This window comes from Rhodococcus sp. MTM3W5.2 (assembly GCF_001984015.1).
Lineage (GTDB): Bacteria > Actinomycetota > Actinomycetes > Mycobacteriales > Mycobacteriaceae > Rhodococcus_G > Rhodococcus_G oryzae.
Genome location: NZ_CP019572.1, coordinates 1,811,723 through 1,829,471 on the forward strand (window position 1 = coordinate 1,811,723; position 17,749 = coordinate 1,829,471).

The following is a 17,749-nucleotide window of genomic DNA, read 5'->3' on the forward strand; positions in this document are numbered from 1 at the left end:
TGGACGATCCGGCGGCGAGGATGACTTCTGCACTACCCATCTGAAACTCCTTGTGTCGTGACGGTGAGATCGGGTGATCCCGGTGTGTCTTGACCTTGAAGTGATTCGAATCAGGTCGAGCCCAAACAGTGTAAAAACACGATTACTACAAACATGGGATTTCACGGGGGAGTTGACCCGACCGTGACCTTGTCCGGTGACGAAACCGTTACCAGGCCTCGTTGGAATTGAGCGCCACCAGCAGTAATCGCACGGCGGCCACCCGGCGGGCGGCCTCGCCCTCGAGGCGGTCCAGCGCGCACTCGGGGTCGGCGGGCGGGCCCAGGTGGCTGCAGCCGCGCGGGCAGTCCTCGATGGCGGCGGCCAGGTCGGTGAACGCGCCGAAGACGTCGTCGGGCGAGATGTGGGCGAGGCCGAACGAGCGGATTCCTGGCGTGTCGATCACCCAGCCACCCGAGCGTCCGCTCCCCGTGGCGTCGGGCAGCGGCAGCGCTACCGACTGGGTCGAGGTGTGCCGTCCCTTGCCGACGCCGGAGACCACGCCGGTGGCCCGATCGGCATCGGGCACAAGACGATTGACGAGGGTAGACTTCCCGACGCCCGAGTGGCCGATCAGTGCGGTGACCTTTCCGGCGAGCGCGTCCTTGACCGGTCCGAGCGGATCGTCCTGGCCGGCGAGGATCACCGGCACGTCCAGATCGGCGAACGCGGCGGCGAACTCCGCGTGGTCGGCCAGATCGCCCTTGGTCAGGCAGAGGATCGGCGCCAGCCCGCCGACGTAGGCGGCGACGAGTGCCCGCTCGACGAACCCGGTGCGGGGCGGCGGGTCAGCCAGGGCGACCACGATCAGCAGCTGGGAGGCGTTGGCCACCACGATCCGCTCGAACGGATCGGTGTCGTCGGCCGTCCGCCGCAACACCGTCGAGCGCTCCTCGACGCGCACGATGCGGGCCAGCGTGTCGGTGCGGCCGGAGACGTCGCCGACCACGCCAACCTGATCGCCCACCACGATGGGCGTCCTGCCGAGCTCGCGGGCGCGCATGGCGACCACCAGGCGGTCCGGATCGTCGCCGAGCACGCAACCCCATCGCCCGCGATCGACGGAGACGACCATCGCCGTCTCGGCGCTCTTGTGTTCCGGCCTGGTCTTGGTGCGCGGACGCGAACCCTTGCCCGGGCGGACTCGGACATCGGACTCGTCGTACCGGCGCGCAGTCAGGAGGGCGCTCCGGTCCGGTCGACGCTGCTCGGGTTCAACATCGTCGCCCACAGGTTCTCGAATCCGGGCAGGGTCTTGGCCGTGGTGCCGATGTCCTCGATCTCCACGCCCGGCACCACCAGGCCCAGGATCGCGCCCGCGGTCGCCATCCGGTGGTCGGCATAGGAGTGCCACGCGCCCCCGTGCAGCGGGCGCGGCTCGATGTGCAGCCCGTCCTCGGTCTCGGTGACGGCGCCGCCGAGGTTGTTGATCTCGGTCCGCAGGGCGGCGAGGCGGTCGGTCTCGTGACCGCGCAGGTGGGCGATCCCGCGCAGCGTGGACGGCCCGTCCGCCAGGGCGGCAAGGGCCGCGACGGTGGGGGTGAGTTCGCCGATGTCGTGCAGGTCAACGTCGATGCCACGAAGGCTACGCGGCCCGCGCACGGTCAGCGTCGAATTCGCCAGCGACACTTCGGCGCCCATCTCGGTGAGGATGCCGCGGATGGCGTCGCCCGGCTGCGTGGTGCGGGCCGGCCACAGCGGCACGCCGACCGAGCCGCCGGTCACCGCGGCCGCGGCGAGAAACGCGGTGGCATTGGACAGGTCGGGCTCGATCACCCAGTCGACCGCGTCGACGGGCCCGGGGACACACGCCAGGTGTCGGCGTCGCCGCCGTCGCCGGGAGTCTGGACCCGGACCCCCGCCTCCCGCAGCATCTCCACGGTCATGTCGATGTGCGGCATCGAGGGCACCGAACGGCCCTCGTGGCGCACGGTGATGCCGTCGTCGAAGCGCGCGGCGGAGAGCAGGAGCCCTGAGACGAACTGGGACGAGCCGGAGGCGTCGATGGTCACGACGCCGCCCGAGACCTTGCCGTGCCCGTTCACGGTGAAGGGCAGGCCGTCGCCGTCGATGTCGACGCCGAGACCGCGCAGCGCGTCGAGGATGGTGTTCAGGGGCCGGGTGCGGGCCTGCTCGTCACCGTCGAACTCGACGGTGCCGTCGGACAGCGCCGCGAGGGGCGGCAGGAAACGCATCACGGTGCCCGCCAGGCCACAGTCGACGGCGGCGGAGCCGAGGGGCCCTGGGGTCACGCGCAGGGTGGTGGGCTCACCCTCGTCGTCGATCCGCACGCCGAGGGCGCGCAGTGCGTCGATCATCAGGTCGGTGTCGCGGCTGCGCAGCGCGCCGGTGATCGTCGACGGACCCGAGGCGAGCGCGGCCAGGATCAGCGCCCTGTTGGTGATCGACTTGGACCCGGGCAGGGTCACGGACGCATGCACGGGCGATGCGGCGACGGGTGCTCTCCACAGACTCACGTGCACCATCTTCCCAGAGTGTCGGTGGTGCGAGACACAATGGTCGTATGTGCGGCAGATATGCGACGACGGTCGACCCGGCGCTGCTGGCGGTCGAGTTGGATGCGATCGACGAGACGTCCGGTCCCGGGGTGCACGCGAGCCGGCCGAGAACTACAACGTGGCACCGACCGACCCGGTGCTCGCTGTGGTGAGCAGACACTCGCACGAGCACCCGCACGACACTCCGACCCGTCGTATCCGGCGGATGCGGTGGGGCCTCCTGCCGTCGTGGACCAAGGCGTCGGAACCGGGCGTGCCCGCCAAGGGGGCGCCGCTGTTCAACGCCCGCGCGGACACCGCCGCGACCAAGCCGGCCTTCCGCACGGCGCTGAAGACCAAGCGCGCCCTCGTGCCGATGGACGGTTGGTACGAGTGGCTGACGGAACCGGCGGCGAGGGGCAAGGCCGTGAAGGTGCCGTACTTCATGACCCCGACCGACGGCTCCCGGATGTACGCGGCTGGCCTCTGGTCGGTGTGGCGGGACCGGGACGCCGACAGCCCGCCACTGCTCAGCGTCACGATCCTGACCACGGATTCCGTCGGCGCGCTGCAGTCGATCCACGACCGGATGCCACTGATCCTCACGCCCGATCGATGGCAGAGCTGGCTCGACCCGGACGCGGACGCACCCGGCGACCTGTTGGACCCGATCGACGAGGCGGTCGCGGCCGGCATCGAGATCCGGCGGGTCTCGGATCGGGTGAACAGTGTCCGGAACGACGGTCCGGAGTTGGTCGCGCCGGTCGGGGCGCCGGGGTCAGCGGTCGGCGAGCAGATCACCCTGCTGTGAGGGCAGGTCGCTGACCTCGGCCACCAGCTCGAGCGAGCGCAGCCAGGCCGTGCGGTCGGTCGCCGAGGAGACGACCATCAGCTCGTCGGCGGCGGTCTCCTCACCGAATCGGTCCAGGTACTCGCGCACCACGGTCGGCGTACCGACGGCCGAGTACCGAACCATCTGCAGCACCTGTTGGCCGGCGGGGGATTCGAGGATCATGTCCGCCTCGTCGGCGGTGAAGGTCCGGCCGCGACCGACGAACAGCCCGACCCGCTTGCGTTTGGTCTCGAGGAACAGCCGGTCCGCCTCGTCCTGGGTGTCCGCCGCGATGATGTTGACGGCGGCGATTACGTAGGGCTCCGCGAGCTGGGCCGAGGGGCGGAACTCGCGGCGGTAGATCGCGATGGCGTCGAGCAGCGCGTTGGGAGCGAAGTGCGATGCGAAGGCGTACGGAAGTCCCAGCGCGGCAGCCAGTTTGGCGCCGAACAGGGACGACCCGAGGACGTACAGCGGCACGTTCGTGCCCTTGCCTGGCGTCGCCTCGATTCCGGGGATTCGCGACGGACCGGTCAGGTAGCCCTGCAGCTCCAGCACGTCCTGCGGGAACGACTCCGCGGATGCGGGGTCGCGTCGCAGCGCCCGCATCGTCTTCTGGTCGCTGCCCGGCGCACGGCCGAGCCCGAGGTCGATCCGGCCGGAGTGCAGCTCGGCGAGAGTGCCGAACTGTTCGGCGATCGTCAGCGGCGCGTGGTTGGGCAGCATGATGCCGCCTGCGCCGAGGCGGATCCGCTGCGTGTGCGCCGCGATGTGCGCGATCAGCACGCTGGTGGCCGAGGAGGCGATGGACGGCATGTTGTGGTGCTCGGCGTACCAGATCCGCCGGTAGCCCCACTGCTCGGCGCGCTGCGCCATCTCCACGCTCGACCGGAAACTGTCGCCTGCGCTCTCGCCCTCGCCGATGTGCGCCAGATCGAGGATGGAGAGTGGAACCGTCACGGTGGTGCCGCCTTTGTTCGGAGATGACTGTCGTCGGCGGGATGAGCGCCTCGTGGTGCAACCGCCGCAGGGGCCCGAGTATTTCTGGTCAGCCCGCGGTGATCGGGGCGAGCACCGCACCGGTCAGCCGGACCAGGTCGGCCGGGTCCAGGTCGATCTCCAGCCCGCGCCTGCCCGCGCTGCACAGCACCCGATCCCAGGCCGCGGCTGACGCGTCGATCACGGTCGGCAGACGCTTGCGCTGACCCAGTGGGGAGATGCCGCCGAGCACGTAGCCGGTGGACCGCTGCGCCTCGGCCTGCTCGGCCATGACCGCCTTGCTCGACCCCAGCGCGGCCGCCGCGGCCTTGAGGGAGAGCTTCTCCGGGACCGGGAGCACGGCGACCGCCAGCTTGCCGTCGGAGGTCTTGATCACCAGCGTCTTGAGGATCTGGGCCGGCTCGAGGCCCAGCTGGCCGGCCAACGCGTCCACTGCCTCGGCGCCGTAGGAGGCGCTGGCGGAGTCGTGCTCGTAGCTGTGCACGCGGTGCGAGATCTTGCCCTTGGTGAGCGCCTGGGTCGCGGGAGTCGAAGTACCGGCCATGGCGCCGACTCTAGTGAGCCGGGAACACAACGCCGTGGACCGGCGTTACACCCAGCACGTTGGTCCGTCAGAGAAGGAGTCCTAGGTGTCGGTGCAGTGCCTCGAGCGGCCCGCTGACCGCAGTCCCGTCGACCGGGTAGCGGTAGCCTTGATCCCTATGGCGAGCGAAGGGATCAGCGTGCCTGACGACCGGCCCGAGAACGATCAGCCACCGCAGGACGAGTCGGGCGGCGATCTGACCGCGCGGTTCGAGCGCGATGCGCTCCCGCTGCTGGATCAGCTCTACGGCGCGGCGCTGCGGATGACGCGCAACCCGGCCGACGCGGAGGACCTGGTCCAGGAGACCTACATCAAGGCCTATTCGGCGTTCCGCTCCTTCAAGGAGGGCACGAACCTCAAGGCCTGGATGTACCGGATCCTGACCAACACCTACATCAACTCGTACCGCAAGAAGCAGCGTCAGCCTGCGCAGTACCCGACGGACGAGATCACCGACTGGCAGCTCGCGGCCACCGCCGAGCACACCTCGCAGGGCCTGAGGTCCGCCGAGGTGGAGGCGCTCGACACGCTGCCCGATGACGACATCAAGGCGGCCCTGCAGGAGCTGCCCGAGGAGTTCCGGATGGCGGTGTACTACGCCGACGTCGAGGGCTTCCCGTACAAGGAGATCGCGGAGATCATGGGCACGCCCATCGGAACCGTGATGTCGCGCCTGCATCGCGGGCGCAAGCAGCTGCGCGGGCTGCTGGCCGACGTGGCACGAGAACGTGGTTTCAACCGGAGCGGCGCCGCGGCGTCGACGGCGGCGCAGGAGCAGGAGGCGACCCGGTGAGCGAGCAGGACGAGTTCGAGCGGTTGGACTGCTCCGCGGTGATCGCGGACGTGTGGCTGATGCTCGACAACGAGTGCGACGAGACGACGCGCGCCCGGCTGAAGCGGCACATGGAGGACTGCGGATCCTGCTTCGAGGCCTACGGCATCGAGGAGAAGGTCAAGTCCCTGGTGAACCGCAAGTGCGGAGGCGAGCATGCGCCGGACGGGCTGCGGGAGCGGCTCAAGATCCAGTTGCGCACCACCACGATCATCACGCGGGTCGATCCGGACCAGTAGGCATACACACGGCGAGGGCCGCCCGGGAACTCCCGGGCGGCCCTCGCCGTGCATTCAGCTCCCGAAGAACAGTTCGGCGGAGCCCGCGGGGCCGGGGAGCTGGCAGCTGAGTGCACAGCTCACGGTGACGCCCGTCGGCGACCAGTCGAGGGTGTCGAGGCCGTCGGCGCTGACGATCAGGCGGGCGTCGAGGTTGACTCCCGCCGCGTCGGTGCCGGAGCGCGCTTCGGGGGCAGCCGTTCGACCGCATCCGACAGCGGGTCCGAGGTTCGGGTTCTGGAGCTTGTAGACGGTGTCGTAGACGACGGTGGAACCGGCGGTGGGGTCGACGGTCCACGAACCCGCGGCGCCCCAGGCGCTCGCCGAGTCGGTGACACGTTCGCCCGTCGGGTTGGTGTACGTCACGGTCTCGGAAACCGGAAACTGCCACCGGCGGATGCCGCACAGGTCGGCCGTCTCGTTGATCTGGTCGATCTCGGTGATCCGCCGGGCGGGGCCGTCGGCTGCGGAGATGGTTGTGCGGTAGTGGATTTCGTCGCCCGTGAAGCCGATGTTCGGCCCGACGACCTCGTGGGTGACGGCGAGGTTGTCATGCGTCGTGGTCGCGTGTGTGGCGGAGGCGTCGTGGCCGGGTGTGGTCACGGATCCGACTGCGTCAGCGGATTGGGCGGTGGCAATGCTGGTGGCGCCTGCAGCGAGCAGGGCGGCAGCCGCGGCGGCGGTGGCAACTCGGGCGGCGATGCGGCGGGTGGCGTGGGGCACTAGCTCTCCTGTGGGGTGGTCGTGTGGCAGTTTGCGATTGTCGGGCAGTCGAATTGATGGATGCGCCGCGGCTCAGGGGAGTAGGTCGGCCGGGTCAGCTCCCGAACACCGACCCGCCCGAACCGGTCGGGCCGGGAACCATGCAGTTGAGTGCACAGCTGGCGGTCACGCCCGTCGGACGCCAATCGAGGGGCGCGAGGCCGTCGGCTCGGACCGTCAGGTAGGCATTCATGTTCGACGGGGACGCGTTACCCTCCCAGTCGCAACCCACGGAGAATCCGCCCCTCGCATTCCGGAGCACGCGGACGCTGTCGTACACGACGGTGGTACCGGCCGCGGGGTCGACGGTCCACGACCCGACCGCCGGGTATTCGTATTTGCGGGTCATGACGTTGACGAGGACCTCGGGCATCGACTCGGACACCTGCTCACCCGAAGTGTTCGTGTAGGTCACGGATCCGGACTTCGCCACCGTCCACGAGTTGGAGCAACCCACCAGATCCGAGATGCCTTCCGCGATTCCGGTGATCGTGCGCGCCGGTCCGTCGGTGGCGGAGACGGTGGTGCGGTAGTGGACCTCGTCACCGAGGTATCCGACGTTGCTGCCGATGATTTCGTGGGTGATGGTGAGGTTGTCGTGTGTCTTCGTTGCGCGGGTGGCGGAGGCGTCGTGGGATCCGAATGCGTCAGCGGATTGGGCGGTGGCGGCGCCGGTGACGCCGGCAGCGAGCAGGGCGGCGGCCGCGGTGGTGATGGCGAGGCGGACGACGGTGCGTCGGCGGGTGGGGGGCACTTGCTCTCCTGGGTGAGTGGTCGTCCGTGGACTGTCGGGAGCCGGCGACGCCGAAACATACCGATTGGTCTCTCGACTCTGGCGTGGAACGATAGCCCGTTTGCGATGGTCGGGCGGGCGAATTGACGGATTCGCCCGGTTTCGCCGGAGAAAGTGAAAACTGTTGTGTATAAGGGTATTCCGAGCGTGCGCGGGTTGACTCGGCGCGCACAACGAGGGCAACCCGGAAATTCTCGGGTGCCCTCGTTGTGACGTGATGTGTCAGCTGCCGAAGGAGCCGAGGAAGATCTTGAGGAATTCGTCATTGCTCATGGTGTAGCCGGCACACCCGTCGCAGCGCGTCTGGGCTTTCATCGACGGGAAGTTCTGGGTGCCGAGCCCCGAGATGTCCACGATGATGCCGGAGTTCTGGACATAGGCGGTGTATTCCTGCCTCATGGTTCCGTACCAGGTGTAGGTGACCTCGAGGACGACGGTGGCACCGGCTCCGCCGATCGGCCATCCGGGGCCGGGTGCCACGTAGTTGGCCGCCCCATCCGGGGTGGACGTGAGCGTCTCGGTGGTCCTGCCGCCGTCCGCCTTCGTGTAGGTGATCTTGGCGGAGGGGCTGCCGGTGTAGTTGGGCCCTTGGTCGTCGATCCGGGTGATCAGGCGGTCCGGGGTCCCGGCTGCGGAGAAGGTGGTGCGGAAGGTCACCTGCCTGCGGCCCGCGCCCACGTTCTGGCCGACCACCTCGCGGGTGATCGTCACGTTGTCGACGGTGGCGGTGTCCGAGCGCTGCAGGTCGGGGTCGTTTCCGTTTTCGATGACGCGCTCAGCGGAACCGACCAGGTCGAGGTTGGAGACGTCGACGCTGCCGCCGCTGCTACCGGTCACGCTTTCGACGCTGCCGGTCTCGGCGTTCGCGGTGCCGGTCAGCAGGCCTGTGGCGAAGAGGGCGGCGGCGGTGGCGACCGCGGCGAGGCGGCGGGTGGGTGTTGATGAGCGGGACACGGGACTCCGTTCGAGGTGGGCGACTGGGCGCGCGTGTCGGGAGAGTCGACACTGTGTGGGCCCCCGACCGCGTGTGCGGTCATCGTATGGATGGCCGCCCGGTTCCGCCGGAGAATGCGAAAACTGTTGTGTAAAACGATATTTCGGAGGGTTCGATCCTTGGTCCCGTGAGATGCAACGAGGGCCGGGACACAGTGTGTCCCGGCCCTCGTGAGGCTTCGCCTACGGCGCGTCAGCTGTTTGGACGCTTGCCGTGGTTGGCCTTGTTGCCCTTGCGGCTGCGCTTCTTGCGACCACGCTTACCCATGGTTGTCTCCTTCCCTCTGATCTCGCTCCGGGACATTCTTCCACGTGTGGTTGGCTGTACTTCCATTGGCAGGTCTAGACAAGCGAGGTGCTCGATGGCAGAAGACGTGCGTGCCGAGATGGTTTCCACCGTCTTCCAGGTGGTTGTCGCCGAAGGCGACGAGGTGAAGGAGGGTGACACCCTCGTGATCCTGGAGTCGATGAAGATGGAGATCCCGGTGATCGCCGAGGTGAACGGCCGCGTGACCTCGGTGGATGTCACGGTCGGCGACGTCATCCAGCAGGGCGACCTCATCGCCGTCATCTCCTGACCGTCACGCCACTGACCGATGTCCACCCTCAGCGACCTGCTCGCCGAACACACCGACCTGCCGGGCAGCGCCGTCGACCACCTGCAGCGGGTGGTCGGGGAGTGGCAGCTGCTGGCCGACCTGTCGTTCGCCGATGTGCTGCTGTGGGTGGGCGCGGACAGCGGCAACCCGGAGGTCGCCGGCCACGGTGAAGTGGTCTGCGTCGCGCAGTGCCGTCCGACCACCGCCCCCACCGCGTTCGCCGAGGACGCCGTCGGCACCGTGGTCTCGGACGCCGAGCACCCGCACGTGCGGCAGGCGCTGACGGAGTGGCGGATCGTGAGGGTCGAGGACGGCCCGCCCGGCGAGGGGACGCCGGTTCGCCGCGAGGCGATCCCCGTCCGCTGCGCGGGGGACGTCATCGCCGTCCTCAGTCGCGACACCAACCCCACCCAGCATCGGCAGTCCAGCCCGCTCGAGGTCGCGTACCTCGACTGCGCCGCGGATCTGTGCCAGATGATCAGCGAGGGCACGTTCCCGACGCCGGAGGAACACAGCGAGATCCTCTCCAGCCCGCGCGCGGGCGACGGCTTCATCCGGCTCGACTCCGACGGGACCGTGGTCTACGCCAGCCCGAACGCGCTCTCGGCCTACCACCGGATGGGTCTGACGACCACGACTCTGACCGGCAGCGACCTGGCCTCGGTGACCAGGACGCTGGTCACCGACCCGTTCGATTCCCAGGACGTGGCCAACGACATCAGGGCCGCGCTCGCGGGCAAGGCGGGCAAGCGGATGGAGGTGGAGGCGCGCGGGGCAACGGTGCTGCTGCGCACCCTGGTGTTGCGGCCGGGCGGCCAGCCCGCGGGCGCGGCGGTGCTGATCCGCGATGTCACCGAGGTCAAGCGCCGCGACCGCGCGCTGCTGAGCAAGGACGCGACCATCCGGGAGATCCACCACCGGGTGAAGAACAACCTGCAGACCGTCGCCGCGCTGCTGCGGCTGCAGGCCAGGCGCACCAACAACGACGAGGCCCGCCAGGCGCTGAGCGAATCGGTGCGCCGGGTGACCTCGATCGCGCTGGTGCACGACACCCTGTCCATGTCGGTGGACGAGGAGGTCAACCTCGACGAGGTGGTCGATCGGCTGGTGCCGATCATGGCCGACGTCGCGATGGTGGGCAGCGCCGTCCAGATCCGTCGCGAGGGCAGCCTCGGGGTGTTCCCGGCCGAACGCGCCACCCCGCTGGTCATGGTGCTGACCGAGCTGGTGCAGAACGCGATCGAGCACGCATTCGAGCCGGGGGAGCCGGGCACCGTGACGCTGCGCGCCGAGCGGTCCGCGCGCTGGCTGGACGTGGTGATCCACGACGACGGAAACGGCCTCCCGCCCGGCTTCAGCCTGGAGCGGTCCGACCGTCTCGGCCTGCAGATCGTCCGGACCCTGGTGTCCGCCGAGCTGGGCGGTTCGCTCGGGCTGCATCCCGCGGAAGGCGGCGGAACGGACGCCGCCCTGCGGGTGCCGCTCGGGCGGCGCGCGAACCGCGTGTAGTCGCGGATCGACGGCCAAGAACGACTGACCCCCAGAAACGACTGAGGCCCGGCACCATCAAGGTGCCGGGCCCGTTCGTACGGTGCTGTGTGACTAGACCGTGGTGCGGGCGCGGGTGCGCGCGTTGCGACGCTTGAGTGCGCGGCGCTCGTCCTCGCTCATGCCGCCCCAGACGCCTGCGTCCTGGCCGGACTCGAGTGCCCAGGACAGGCAGTCGGCGGTGACGGGGCACCGGTTGCACACCAGCTTGGCGTCTGCGATCTGGGCGATGGCCGGACCGCTGTTGCCCACGGGAAAGAACAATTCCGGGTCTTCATCCCGACAAATTGCGTTGTGGCGCCAGTCCATCCTTCTGCTCCTTAACCGGGTGCGTTCTGCACCGTTTCGTATCGCTGAGTTCATGCGCATTGTGGGAAATGTTTCCGCGCTGTTGCTTGTGAATGCTTTCACGAACTAGCGGGATGTCAATGGAATCAGACCGCTTCGTGGGGTAACTCACTCTGTTAGGTTGCCCTTTGTGGTCTGGGCTACTTTCTACCCCGGTTGCGGCGAGATTGCACTAGTCCCGTAAGATTTCTTGGCATTTTCTCATGTTGGGGACGATCGCGCAGTGCGGCGGCGGTCGGCTGGGCCGACGCGTCAGACGCCGCTCGGCGCCACGACGGAGATCGCGTCGTGGACCGAGACGAACTCGACCTCGGTGCGCATGCCGATGTAGTCGCCGTCCATCTGCAGTGCGATCGGTGTGCTCGAGCGGATCAGTATCCGCGGCACATCGTCCACCCGAAAGAGATTGCGCGCCTTGGGTTGTGCGCCGGGCGTGAGGAGCTGACGGACCAACTTCAGGGTTTTGGGGACGCTCATCGTCCGCATCGCGAAGACGCCGAGGCCGGTGCTGAACGTGGTCTCGGGGTTGATCCGGACGGGACGGTCGTTCAGGTATGTCCACGGGCTGGAGTTCGACACGAAGGCGTAGTGCACGCCCTCGACGGGGTCGTTGCCGGGCACCTGGACGGTCAGCGTCGGTTCGGTGCCCCGGTTGCGGAAGAAGGCGCGGACCGCGGTCCGGACGTAGCGCGACGGCGTCGCGGGGTGGCCGTTGCCGCGGCTCGCGTCGATCGCCTCGCACACCTGGGCGTCGAGGCCCATGCCGGCATTGAAGGTGAACCAGCGGTTGTCGCAATGGGCGAGTCCGATTCGCCTGCTCTGACGCAGCGCGAGCAGCTCGATGAGCTGATTGGTCGCCGCCACGGGATCCGCGCTGATTCCGAGCGAGCGGGCGAACACGTTGGCCGAGCCGCCGGGGACAACGGCGATGAGCGGGATGGGCCCGATCGGGACCTCGCTCATCGAATCCGGTCGGGGCGCGCCGAGCAGCCCGTTGATGACCTCGTTCACGGTGCCGTCGCCGCCGTGCACGACGATCAGGCCGATGCCCTCGACGGCAGCGCGCCGGGCGAGCTCGCCCGCGTGACCGCGGTGGGTGGTGTGCGCGACCCGCACCTGGACTCGGCTCGACACCGCGTGCGCGAGCAGATCACGCGCCGCGGGGGTCGTCGAGGTGGCATTCGGGTTGACGATCAGCAGCGCGCGCACGGGACACCACCCTAGCGGGGAGCTTCGCGTTCTATAGGCTGGCGCGGTGCCAGAACAGCCCACACGCCCCAGCCCGCCCGCCACGGTCCGTTGGGCCGGAATGCTGGTGACCCTCCAGGGCGCCGTCGCGGTCGGCATTGCGATCGTGCTCGTGATCCGCGGCCTCCTCGGTCACGATCAGACCGCGACCAGCGGATACGGCACCGCGGCGTGGTTCGCGATCCTCGGTGGCGCGGTCCTGGCCGCGGGCATCGCACTGATCACGGGCAGGCGCTGGGGCCGCACGATCGCCGTCGTCGCCCAGCTGTTGCTGCTCCCGGTGTCCTGGTCGCTGCTGACCGACTCGCACCAGCCGGCGTACGGGGTGTTGCTCGCGGTGGTCGTGGTCGCCGCGCTGGTGTTGCTCTTCAGCAGTCCCTCGTCGCGCTGGATGGCCGACGAGTACGGCGACGAGGCCTCCTAGCCGCTACGCCTGCTTGGCGAGGCCGCCGAGGGCGTCGCCGGACAGGCGGTAGGTGGTCCACTCGTCCTGGGCGGCCGCGCCGAGCGACTCGTAGAACGCGATCGACGGGGCGTTCCAGTTCAGTACCGACCAGCTGAGCCTGCTGTAGTCGTTGTCGGCGCACTCCTTCGCCAGTGCGGCCAGCAGGGCCTTCCCGTGGCCGGCGCCGCGGCGCTCGGGCAGGACGAAGAGGTCCTCCAGGTAAATCCCGTGGACGCCGTCCCAGGTGGAGAAGTTGCGGAACCACAGCGCCAATCCGATGACGTCACCCGCCTCCTCGGCCACGTGGCAGAAGGCGGACGGGTTCTCGCCGAACAGCGCGGTGGTGATCTGCTCGACGGTCACGGAGCACTCGTGCCTGGCCTTCTCGTACTCGGCCAGGTCGTAGATCAGGCCGGTGATGGCAGGGGCGTCGTCGGGGGTGGCCCGCCGGATCATGATTGCTCTCTCTCGAATCGAGTCACCAGGTGACGTTGTGTGAATTGATCTGCTGAACACCGTGATCGAAGCCGAGCACGGAGATCGCCGCGGGGTCCATCGCGAACCGCCTGCCCTCGGTGACCGGGAGCTCGGCCCACCGGGCCAGCAGGGCGCGGGAGAAGTGTGCGTGCCCGACGAGGATCACGTCGCGTTCCTCGAGCTGCGACAGCGCCGTGGACAGGACCATATCGGCGCGGGCCGCCACGGACTCGGCGCTCTCGCCGCCCGGGCACGGGTGCGACCAGACGGTCCAGCCCGGCACGCTCTCGCGGATCTCGGGGGTGGTCAGGCCCTCGTACCGGCCGTAGTCCCACTCCGCCAGCGCGTCCCACGCGGTGGCGGTCCCGAGCCCGGCCAGCTCCGCGGTCCTGGTGGCCCGGCTGCGCGGGCTGGTCAGGACCAGCGGGTCCCGCAGCCCCAGCTGGGCGATCCTGCGCCCGGCGTCACGCGCCTGCTCCTCGCCCGCTGCGGTGAGCGGGATGTCGGTACTGCCGGTGTGCCTGCCGTTCAGTGCCCACTCCGTGGCGCCGTGTCTGACCAGGGCGATGCGGGGGCGTGCGGTGCTCATCCCGCAATGATGCCAGGGCGATCTGGGCCCGACCGCTCGCCACATCCGACGAAGTGCGCAAAGATCACCCCGTGACAACTGTGCTCGCTGTGGCGAATCAAAAGGGTGGGGTCGCCAAGACCACGACGGTTGCCTCGCTTGGGGCCGCGCTCGCGGGCCTCGGGCGCAAGGTGCTCGTGGTGGACCTGGACCCTCAGGGCTGCCTGACGTTCTCGTTGGGACACAACCCGGATCGGGTCGAATCGTCGGTACACGAGGTGCTGACCGGCGAGGCGGCGCTGCGCGAGGTGATCCTCGACACCGAGGAGGGCATCTCGCTGGTGCCCGCGACCATCGACCTCGCGGGCGCGGAGGCGATGCTGCTGATGCGGCCGGGCCGGGAGTTCGCGCTCAAGCGCGCGCTGGCGACGCTGGACAACGACTACGACATCGTGCTGATCGACTGCCCGCCGTCGCTGGGCGTCCTGACCCTCAACGGGCTGACCGCGGCCGACTCGGTGCTGGTGCCGTTGCAGTGCGAGACGCTGGCGCATCGCGGCGTCGGACAGTTGCTCCGCACCGTCGGCGAGGTGCAGCAGATCACCAACCCCGACCTGCGCCTGCTCGGCGCGCTGCCGACGCTCTACGACGCCCGCACCACGCACAGTCGCGACGTGATCTCCGACGTGGCCGATCGCTACGAGATGCCCGTGCTGGCGCCGCCGATCCCGCGCACGGTGCGGTTCGCGGAGGCCTCGGCATCGGGGGCCACGGTGCTCGCGGGCAGGCGCAACAAGGGCGCGCTCGCCTACAGGGAGCTGGCCGAGCAACTGGTGGCGCACTGGGACACCGGCGCGGACCTGGTGACCTTCAGCCCAACGGCCTGACCCGTCAGCGCAGGGCGACGAGGTCGTCCCCGCGCTGCTCGAGCAGCACCGTGCCCACCACCGCGCTGGTGATCGGTGCCTGCTCGCCCGCGCGGTCCACGGCGATCCGACGCACCTCGGCTCCGGTCGACAGGTCGTGCACGGCGATGGCACCGTCGACGGGGACCAGCATCTGGCCTGCCATCAGCGCGCCGGGGCCGATTGCCCCCTCGATGGTCCACCGAGGCACCAAATCGGTTGCGCCCAGGGTGATCACCCGTGAGCCCGTCCACCACGAGTACACCGAACCGACCTTGACCACCTTCGAATCGGTGGAGACGTCGGCGGGCACCGGGTGCATGGCGATGGGCGTGCCGGAGCCGTCGAAGACGCCGACCCTGGCCCCGTCGAGGGGCCGGCGGGCAGGTAGACGGCGGTGCGGTCACCCGCGACGGCGAGGACCTTCGCGCCGGTGACGCCGGGGTCGAGATCGGCGAGCACGCTCGAGCCGTACTCGTCCGGTTCGGTGTTGTCCTTGGGAGCGGGGTTCAACACGCTGAGCCGGTCAGCGGGCTCGTCCGGGCAGCGCTCGAGTACCGCGAGCCGCGTGCTGCTCGACGCCGACGAGACCAGCTCGCAGCCCGATCGTGGCTGGGTGCTCGGGTTCACCGGCGCGTCGACGCGGCCGAATTCCAGGGTGCGCACCAGATCCGAACGCCACAGCTCCATCCGGTCCATCCCGCGCGAGGTTACGTAGGTGCCGTCCTCGGACAGGACCACGGCGTCGTCGGCATCGCTGCTGCGCTGGGCTACCCGGGCACCGTTCGCACCGGCCAGTTCGGTGACGGCGCCGCAGCCGCGACCGTCGTGGTACACCGACACGACGGAGTTCCATGCCCCGATCACGCCGCACAGCGGCAGGTCCCTGGTGTAGCTCCAGAGCTGCGTGCCGGTGTCACGGTCGCGACCGATGACCGCACCGCCCTCCGCGGTCACCACGGCGCCACCCGCGACGACCGGACGACCGGTCGATGCGCTGTCGGCGCGCCAGATCTCGGTGACGTTCTCCGGGATCGACAGCGCCGTATCTGCCGGTGTGGCAGGGGTTTCCGCGGTGATCGAGGTGGTGCCCCTGGCGTCGCTGCGCAGCCAGATCGCACCGGTGGCGAGCACAACGACGACCGCGATCGCGGCAGCGGCGATGAGGTCGGCGCGCGTGCGCCGCTCCGGTGCGACCACGGCGGCGGGCTACTCCGAGGCCACGGCCACGGAAGGCGCGGCTGCCGCTGCCGCGGGCTTACGCCGACGCCTGCGACGGCGCGCAGGCGCGGTGCCGTCGCCCGAGGGTGCGGTGGTGTCCGTCGCCGGGGCGTCGGAAACCGCTGCGGTGGTGTTGGTTTCGGTGGTGCTGCGACCGCCGCGGGTGCGCTTGCGGGGGGACCGCGTGCGCGCCGGGCGCTCGGACTTCTCGCTCCGCTCGGTGCCGGTGGCATCGGCGGAGTCGCCGGCGGTCTCCGTCGCGCGCTCGGGCCTTGCCCGCTTGATCGTGCCCTTGGCGTCGGTCGGGATGTTCAGCTCGGCGTACAGGTGCTCGGAGCTGGAGTAGGTCTCGGCGGGGTCCGGGATCCCGAGTCCGAGCGCCTTGTCGATCAGCTGCCAGCGGGGGATGTCGTCCCAGTCGACAAGCGTGACCGCGATGCCGGTGCGGCCCGCGCGACCGGTGCGGCCGATGCGGTGCACGTAGGTCTTCTCGTCCTCGGGGCACTGGTAGTTGATGACGTGGGTGACGTCGTCGATGTCGATGCCGCGGGCCGCGACGTCGGTGGCGACCAGCACGTCGATCTTGCCGGTGCGGAAGGCCTTGAGGCCCTTCTCTCGCGCCACCTGGCCGAGGTCGCCGTGCACGGCGCCGACGGAGAACCCGCGCTCGGCGAGATCGTCGGCCACCTTCTGCGCGGTCCGCTTGGTGCGCGTGAAGATCATGGTGGCGCCGCGACCCTCGGCCTGCAGCACGCGGGCGACCATCTCGGCCTTGTCCAGTGCGTGTGCCCGGTAGATGTGCTGGCTGGTGCGGTCGTGCACCGCCGACGATTCCGGCTCCTCGGCGCGGATGTGCGTCGGCTGGGTCAGGAAGGTGCGCGCGAGGGTGATGATCGGTCCCGGCATGGTGGCCGAGAACAGCATCGTCTGGCGCTTGTCGGGGACCATGCCGAGGATCCGCTCGATGTCCGGCAGGAAGCCGAGGTCGAGCATCTCGTCGGCCTCGTCCAGCACGAGCACGCCGACCTTGCCGAGGATGAGGTGGCCCTGCTTGGCCAGGTCGAGCAGCCGGCCCGGGGTGCCGACGACGACGTCGACGCCCTTCTGCAGCGCGGCGATCTGGGTCTCGTACGGGCGCCCGCCGTAGATCGAGAGCACCTCGAGCTTGCGGTCGCCTGCCTTGAGGAACTTGCTGGCGTTGACCAGGTCCTCGGTGACCTGGATGCACAGCTCGCGGGTCGGCACGATGATCAGCGCGCGGGGCGTGCCGTCCAGCGTCGCGGTGCCGGTGTCGCCGGTGGCGATGCGGTGCAGCAGCGGGACACCGAATCCGAAGGTCTTGCCCATGCCCGTGCGGGCCTGGCCGATGAGGTCGTCGCCCGCCAGCGCGAGCGGCAGGGTCAGCTCCTGGATGGCGAAGGTGCGGTCGATGCCGATCTCCGCGAGGGCCCGCACGATCTCGTCCCGGACGCCGAGTTCGGCGAAGGTCGGGGCGGTGTGGGTCTCGTCGAGCTGGGCGGAGAGAGTGGTTTCGGTCGCGTCGTCTTCATGGTCGATCGTGATCTTGCTCAGGGGTCTGGCCTTCCTCGTTGGCACGCGCGCACGAGGTGGGGCCAGGCCGATTGTCGGCCGATGTCGGTGCCCTCGTCCGTGAGTCGCGCTTCCTGCTGCCTGAGCGCGGAAATCTGGGGATCTCGGCGCGGCGCGGGAAGGGACTTCAAGATCAGGTGCGCGCACATTATCTGCGGGTCGCCGCGTGGTTGTGTCGGCCCATTTCCTCG

The 17,749-nt window shown here is 69.4% G+C and carries 18 protein-coding genes and 3 pseudogenes; 7 read left to right on the forward strand and 14 right to left on the reverse strand.

Going from position 1 to position 17,749, the window contains the following annotated elements; genetic code table 11:
- Positions 1–208: 208 nt before the first annotated feature.
- Positions 209–1,270: a ribosome small subunit-dependent GTPase A gene (rsgA, locus tag BTZ20_RS08295; protein ID WP_083742585.1), complete on the reverse strand. Its 1,062-nt coding sequence runs from the start codon at positions 1,268–1,270 to the stop codon at positions 209–211.
- Positions 1,216–2,525: pseudogene (gene aroA, locus BTZ20_RS08300) on the reverse strand (3-phosphoshikimate 1-carboxyvinyltransferase). The gene rsgA and the pseudogene aroA overlap by 55 nt, the downstream one beginning before the upstream one ends.
- 38 nt (positions 2,526–2,563) lie before the next feature.
- Between aroA and BTZ20_RS08305 the strand changes: the two are divergent.
- Positions 2,564–3,348, forward strand: a pseudogene (locus BTZ20_RS08305) (SOS response-associated peptidase).
- Here the strand turns inward: BTZ20_RS08305 and BTZ20_RS08310 are convergent.
- Both BTZ20_RS08310 and ybaK read right to left on the reverse strand, forming a co-directional pair.
- A complete protein-coding gene (locus tag BTZ20_RS08310; protein ID WP_077041035.1) occupies positions 3,316–4,329 on the reverse strand; it encodes an LLM class flavin-dependent oxidoreductase in 1,014 nt (337 codons plus the stop codon). The pseudogene BTZ20_RS08305 and the gene BTZ20_RS08310 sit on opposite strands and share 33 nt — an antisense overlap.
- 88 nt (positions 4,330–4,417) lie before the next feature.
- Positions 4,418–4,912, reverse strand: a complete 495-nt coding sequence (gene ybaK / locus BTZ20_RS08315; protein WP_077041036.1) for a Cys-tRNA(Pro) deacylase — start codon at positions 4,910–4,912, stop codon at positions 4,418–4,420.
- A 157-nt stretch (positions 4,913–5,069) separates the two neighbouring features.
- Here ybaK and BTZ20_RS08320 point away from each other — a divergent pair, with 157 nt between their 5' ends.
- The gene (locus tag BTZ20_RS08320) at positions 5,070–5,744 is read left to right on the forward strand and encodes a sigma-70 family RNA polymerase sigma factor (protein WP_077041037.1); all 675 of its coding nucleotides are present in this window, start codon (positions 5,070–5,072) and stop codon (positions 5,742–5,744) included.
- Positions 5,741–6,022 carry a mycothiol system anti-sigma-R factor gene (rsrA, locus tag BTZ20_RS08325; RefSeq protein WP_027500167.1) on the forward strand — a complete coding sequence of 94 codons (282 nt, stop codon included), beginning with the start codon at positions 5,741–5,743 and terminating at the stop codon, positions 6,020–6,022. Before BTZ20_RS08320 ends, rsrA begins: the two co-directional genes overlap by 4 nt.
- Before the next feature lie 54 nt (positions 6,023–6,076).
- On the opposite strand, the gene BTZ20_RS08330 is transcribed toward rsrA, so the two are convergent.
- From BTZ20_RS08330 to BTZ20_RS29745, 4 genes are all read right to left on the reverse strand, one after another.
- Positions 6,077–6,784 (reverse strand): hypothetical protein, encoded by a 708-nt coding sequence (locus tag BTZ20_RS08330; protein WP_077041038.1) that lies wholly within the window; start codon positions 6,782–6,784, stop codon positions 6,077–6,079.
- 94 nt (positions 6,785–6,878) lie between these two features.
- Positions 6,879–7,577: a hypothetical protein gene (locus BTZ20_RS27160; RefSeq protein WP_077041039.1), complete on the reverse strand. Its 699-nt coding sequence runs from the start codon at positions 7,575–7,577 to the stop codon at positions 6,879–6,881.
- Positions 7,578–7,838: 261 nt separating this feature from the next.
- Entirely contained in the window at positions 7,839–8,570 is a 732-nt protein-coding gene (locus BTZ20_RS08340) for a hypothetical protein (protein ID WP_077041040.1), read from the reverse strand.
- 232 nt (positions 8,571–8,802) lie between these two features.
- The gene (locus tag BTZ20_RS29745) at positions 8,803–8,877 is read right to left on the reverse strand and encodes a 50S ribosomal protein bL37 (protein ID WP_115967926.1); all 75 of its coding nucleotides are present in this window, start codon (positions 8,875–8,877) and stop codon (positions 8,803–8,805) included.
- 94 nt (positions 8,878–8,971) lie between these two features.
- On the opposite strand from BTZ20_RS29745, the gene BTZ20_RS08345 reads away from it, so the two are divergent.
- Together BTZ20_RS08345 and BTZ20_RS08350 are read left to right on the forward strand one after the other, a co-directional pair.
- The gene (locus BTZ20_RS08345; protein ID WP_027500161.1) at positions 8,972–9,187 is read left to right on the forward strand and encodes a biotin/lipoyl-binding carrier protein; all 216 of its coding nucleotides are present in this window, start codon (positions 8,972–8,974) and stop codon (positions 9,185–9,187) included.
- 18 nt (positions 9,188–9,205) lie between these two features.
- On the forward strand, positions 9,206–10,717 hold the full coding sequence (locus tag BTZ20_RS08350; RefSeq protein WP_077041041.1) for a sensor histidine kinase: 1,512 nt from the start codon (positions 9,206–9,208) through the stop codon (positions 10,715–10,717).
- Between the two features lie 93 nt (positions 10,718–10,810).
- Here BTZ20_RS08350 and BTZ20_RS08355 read toward each other — a convergent pair whose 3' ends face one another.
- Positions 10,811–11,065, reverse strand: a complete 255-nt coding sequence (locus BTZ20_RS08355; RefSeq protein WP_027500159.1) for a WhiB family transcriptional regulator — start codon at positions 11,063–11,065, stop codon at positions 10,811–10,813.
- Positions 11,066–11,356: 291 nt separating this feature from the next.
- The gene (locus tag BTZ20_RS08360) at positions 11,357–12,313 is read right to left on the reverse strand and encodes a diacylglycerol/lipid kinase family protein (protein ID WP_077041042.1); all 957 of its coding nucleotides are present in this window, start codon (positions 12,311–12,313) and stop codon (positions 11,357–11,359) included.
- Between the two features lie 100 nt (positions 12,314–12,413).
- Between BTZ20_RS08360 and BTZ20_RS08365 the strand changes: the two genes are divergently transcribed.
- Positions 12,414–12,776, forward strand: coding sequence for a hypothetical protein (locus BTZ20_RS08365; protein WP_077041043.1), 363 nt, complete (start codon positions 12,414–12,416; stop codon positions 12,774–12,776).
- Between the two features lie 3 nt (positions 12,777–12,779).
- Here the strand turns inward: BTZ20_RS08365 and BTZ20_RS08370 are convergent, their stop codons facing one another.
- Positions 12,780–13,253: a GNAT family N-acetyltransferase gene (locus BTZ20_RS08370; protein ID WP_077041044.1), complete on the reverse strand. Its 474-nt coding sequence runs from the start codon at positions 13,251–13,253 to the stop codon at positions 12,780–12,782.
- A gap of 22 nt (positions 13,254–13,275) precedes the next feature.
- The gene (locus BTZ20_RS08375) at positions 13,276–13,863 is read right to left on the reverse strand and encodes an acid phosphatase (RefSeq protein WP_077041045.1); all 588 of its coding nucleotides are present in this window, start codon (positions 13,861–13,863) and stop codon (positions 13,276–13,278) included.
- 71 nt (positions 13,864–13,934) lie between these two features.
- Between BTZ20_RS08375 and BTZ20_RS08380 the strand changes: the two genes are divergently transcribed.
- Positions 13,935–14,729 carry a ParA family protein gene (locus BTZ20_RS08380; protein ID WP_077041046.1) on the forward strand — a complete coding sequence of 265 codons (795 nt, stop codon included), beginning with the start codon at positions 13,935–13,937 and terminating at the stop codon, positions 14,727–14,729.
- 4 nt (positions 14,730–14,733) lie between these two features.
- Here BTZ20_RS08380 and BTZ20_RS08385 read toward each other — a convergent pair.
- Positions 14,734–15,947, reverse strand: a pseudogene (locus BTZ20_RS08385) (hypothetical protein).
- Positions 15,948–15,956: 9 nt separating this feature from the next.
- The gene (locus BTZ20_RS08390) at positions 15,957–17,564 is read right to left on the reverse strand and encodes a DEAD/DEAH box helicase (protein ID WP_083742587.1); all 1,608 of its coding nucleotides are present in this window, start codon (positions 17,562–17,564) and stop codon (positions 15,957–15,959) included.
- Between the last annotated feature and the right edge of the window lie 185 nt (positions 17,565–17,749).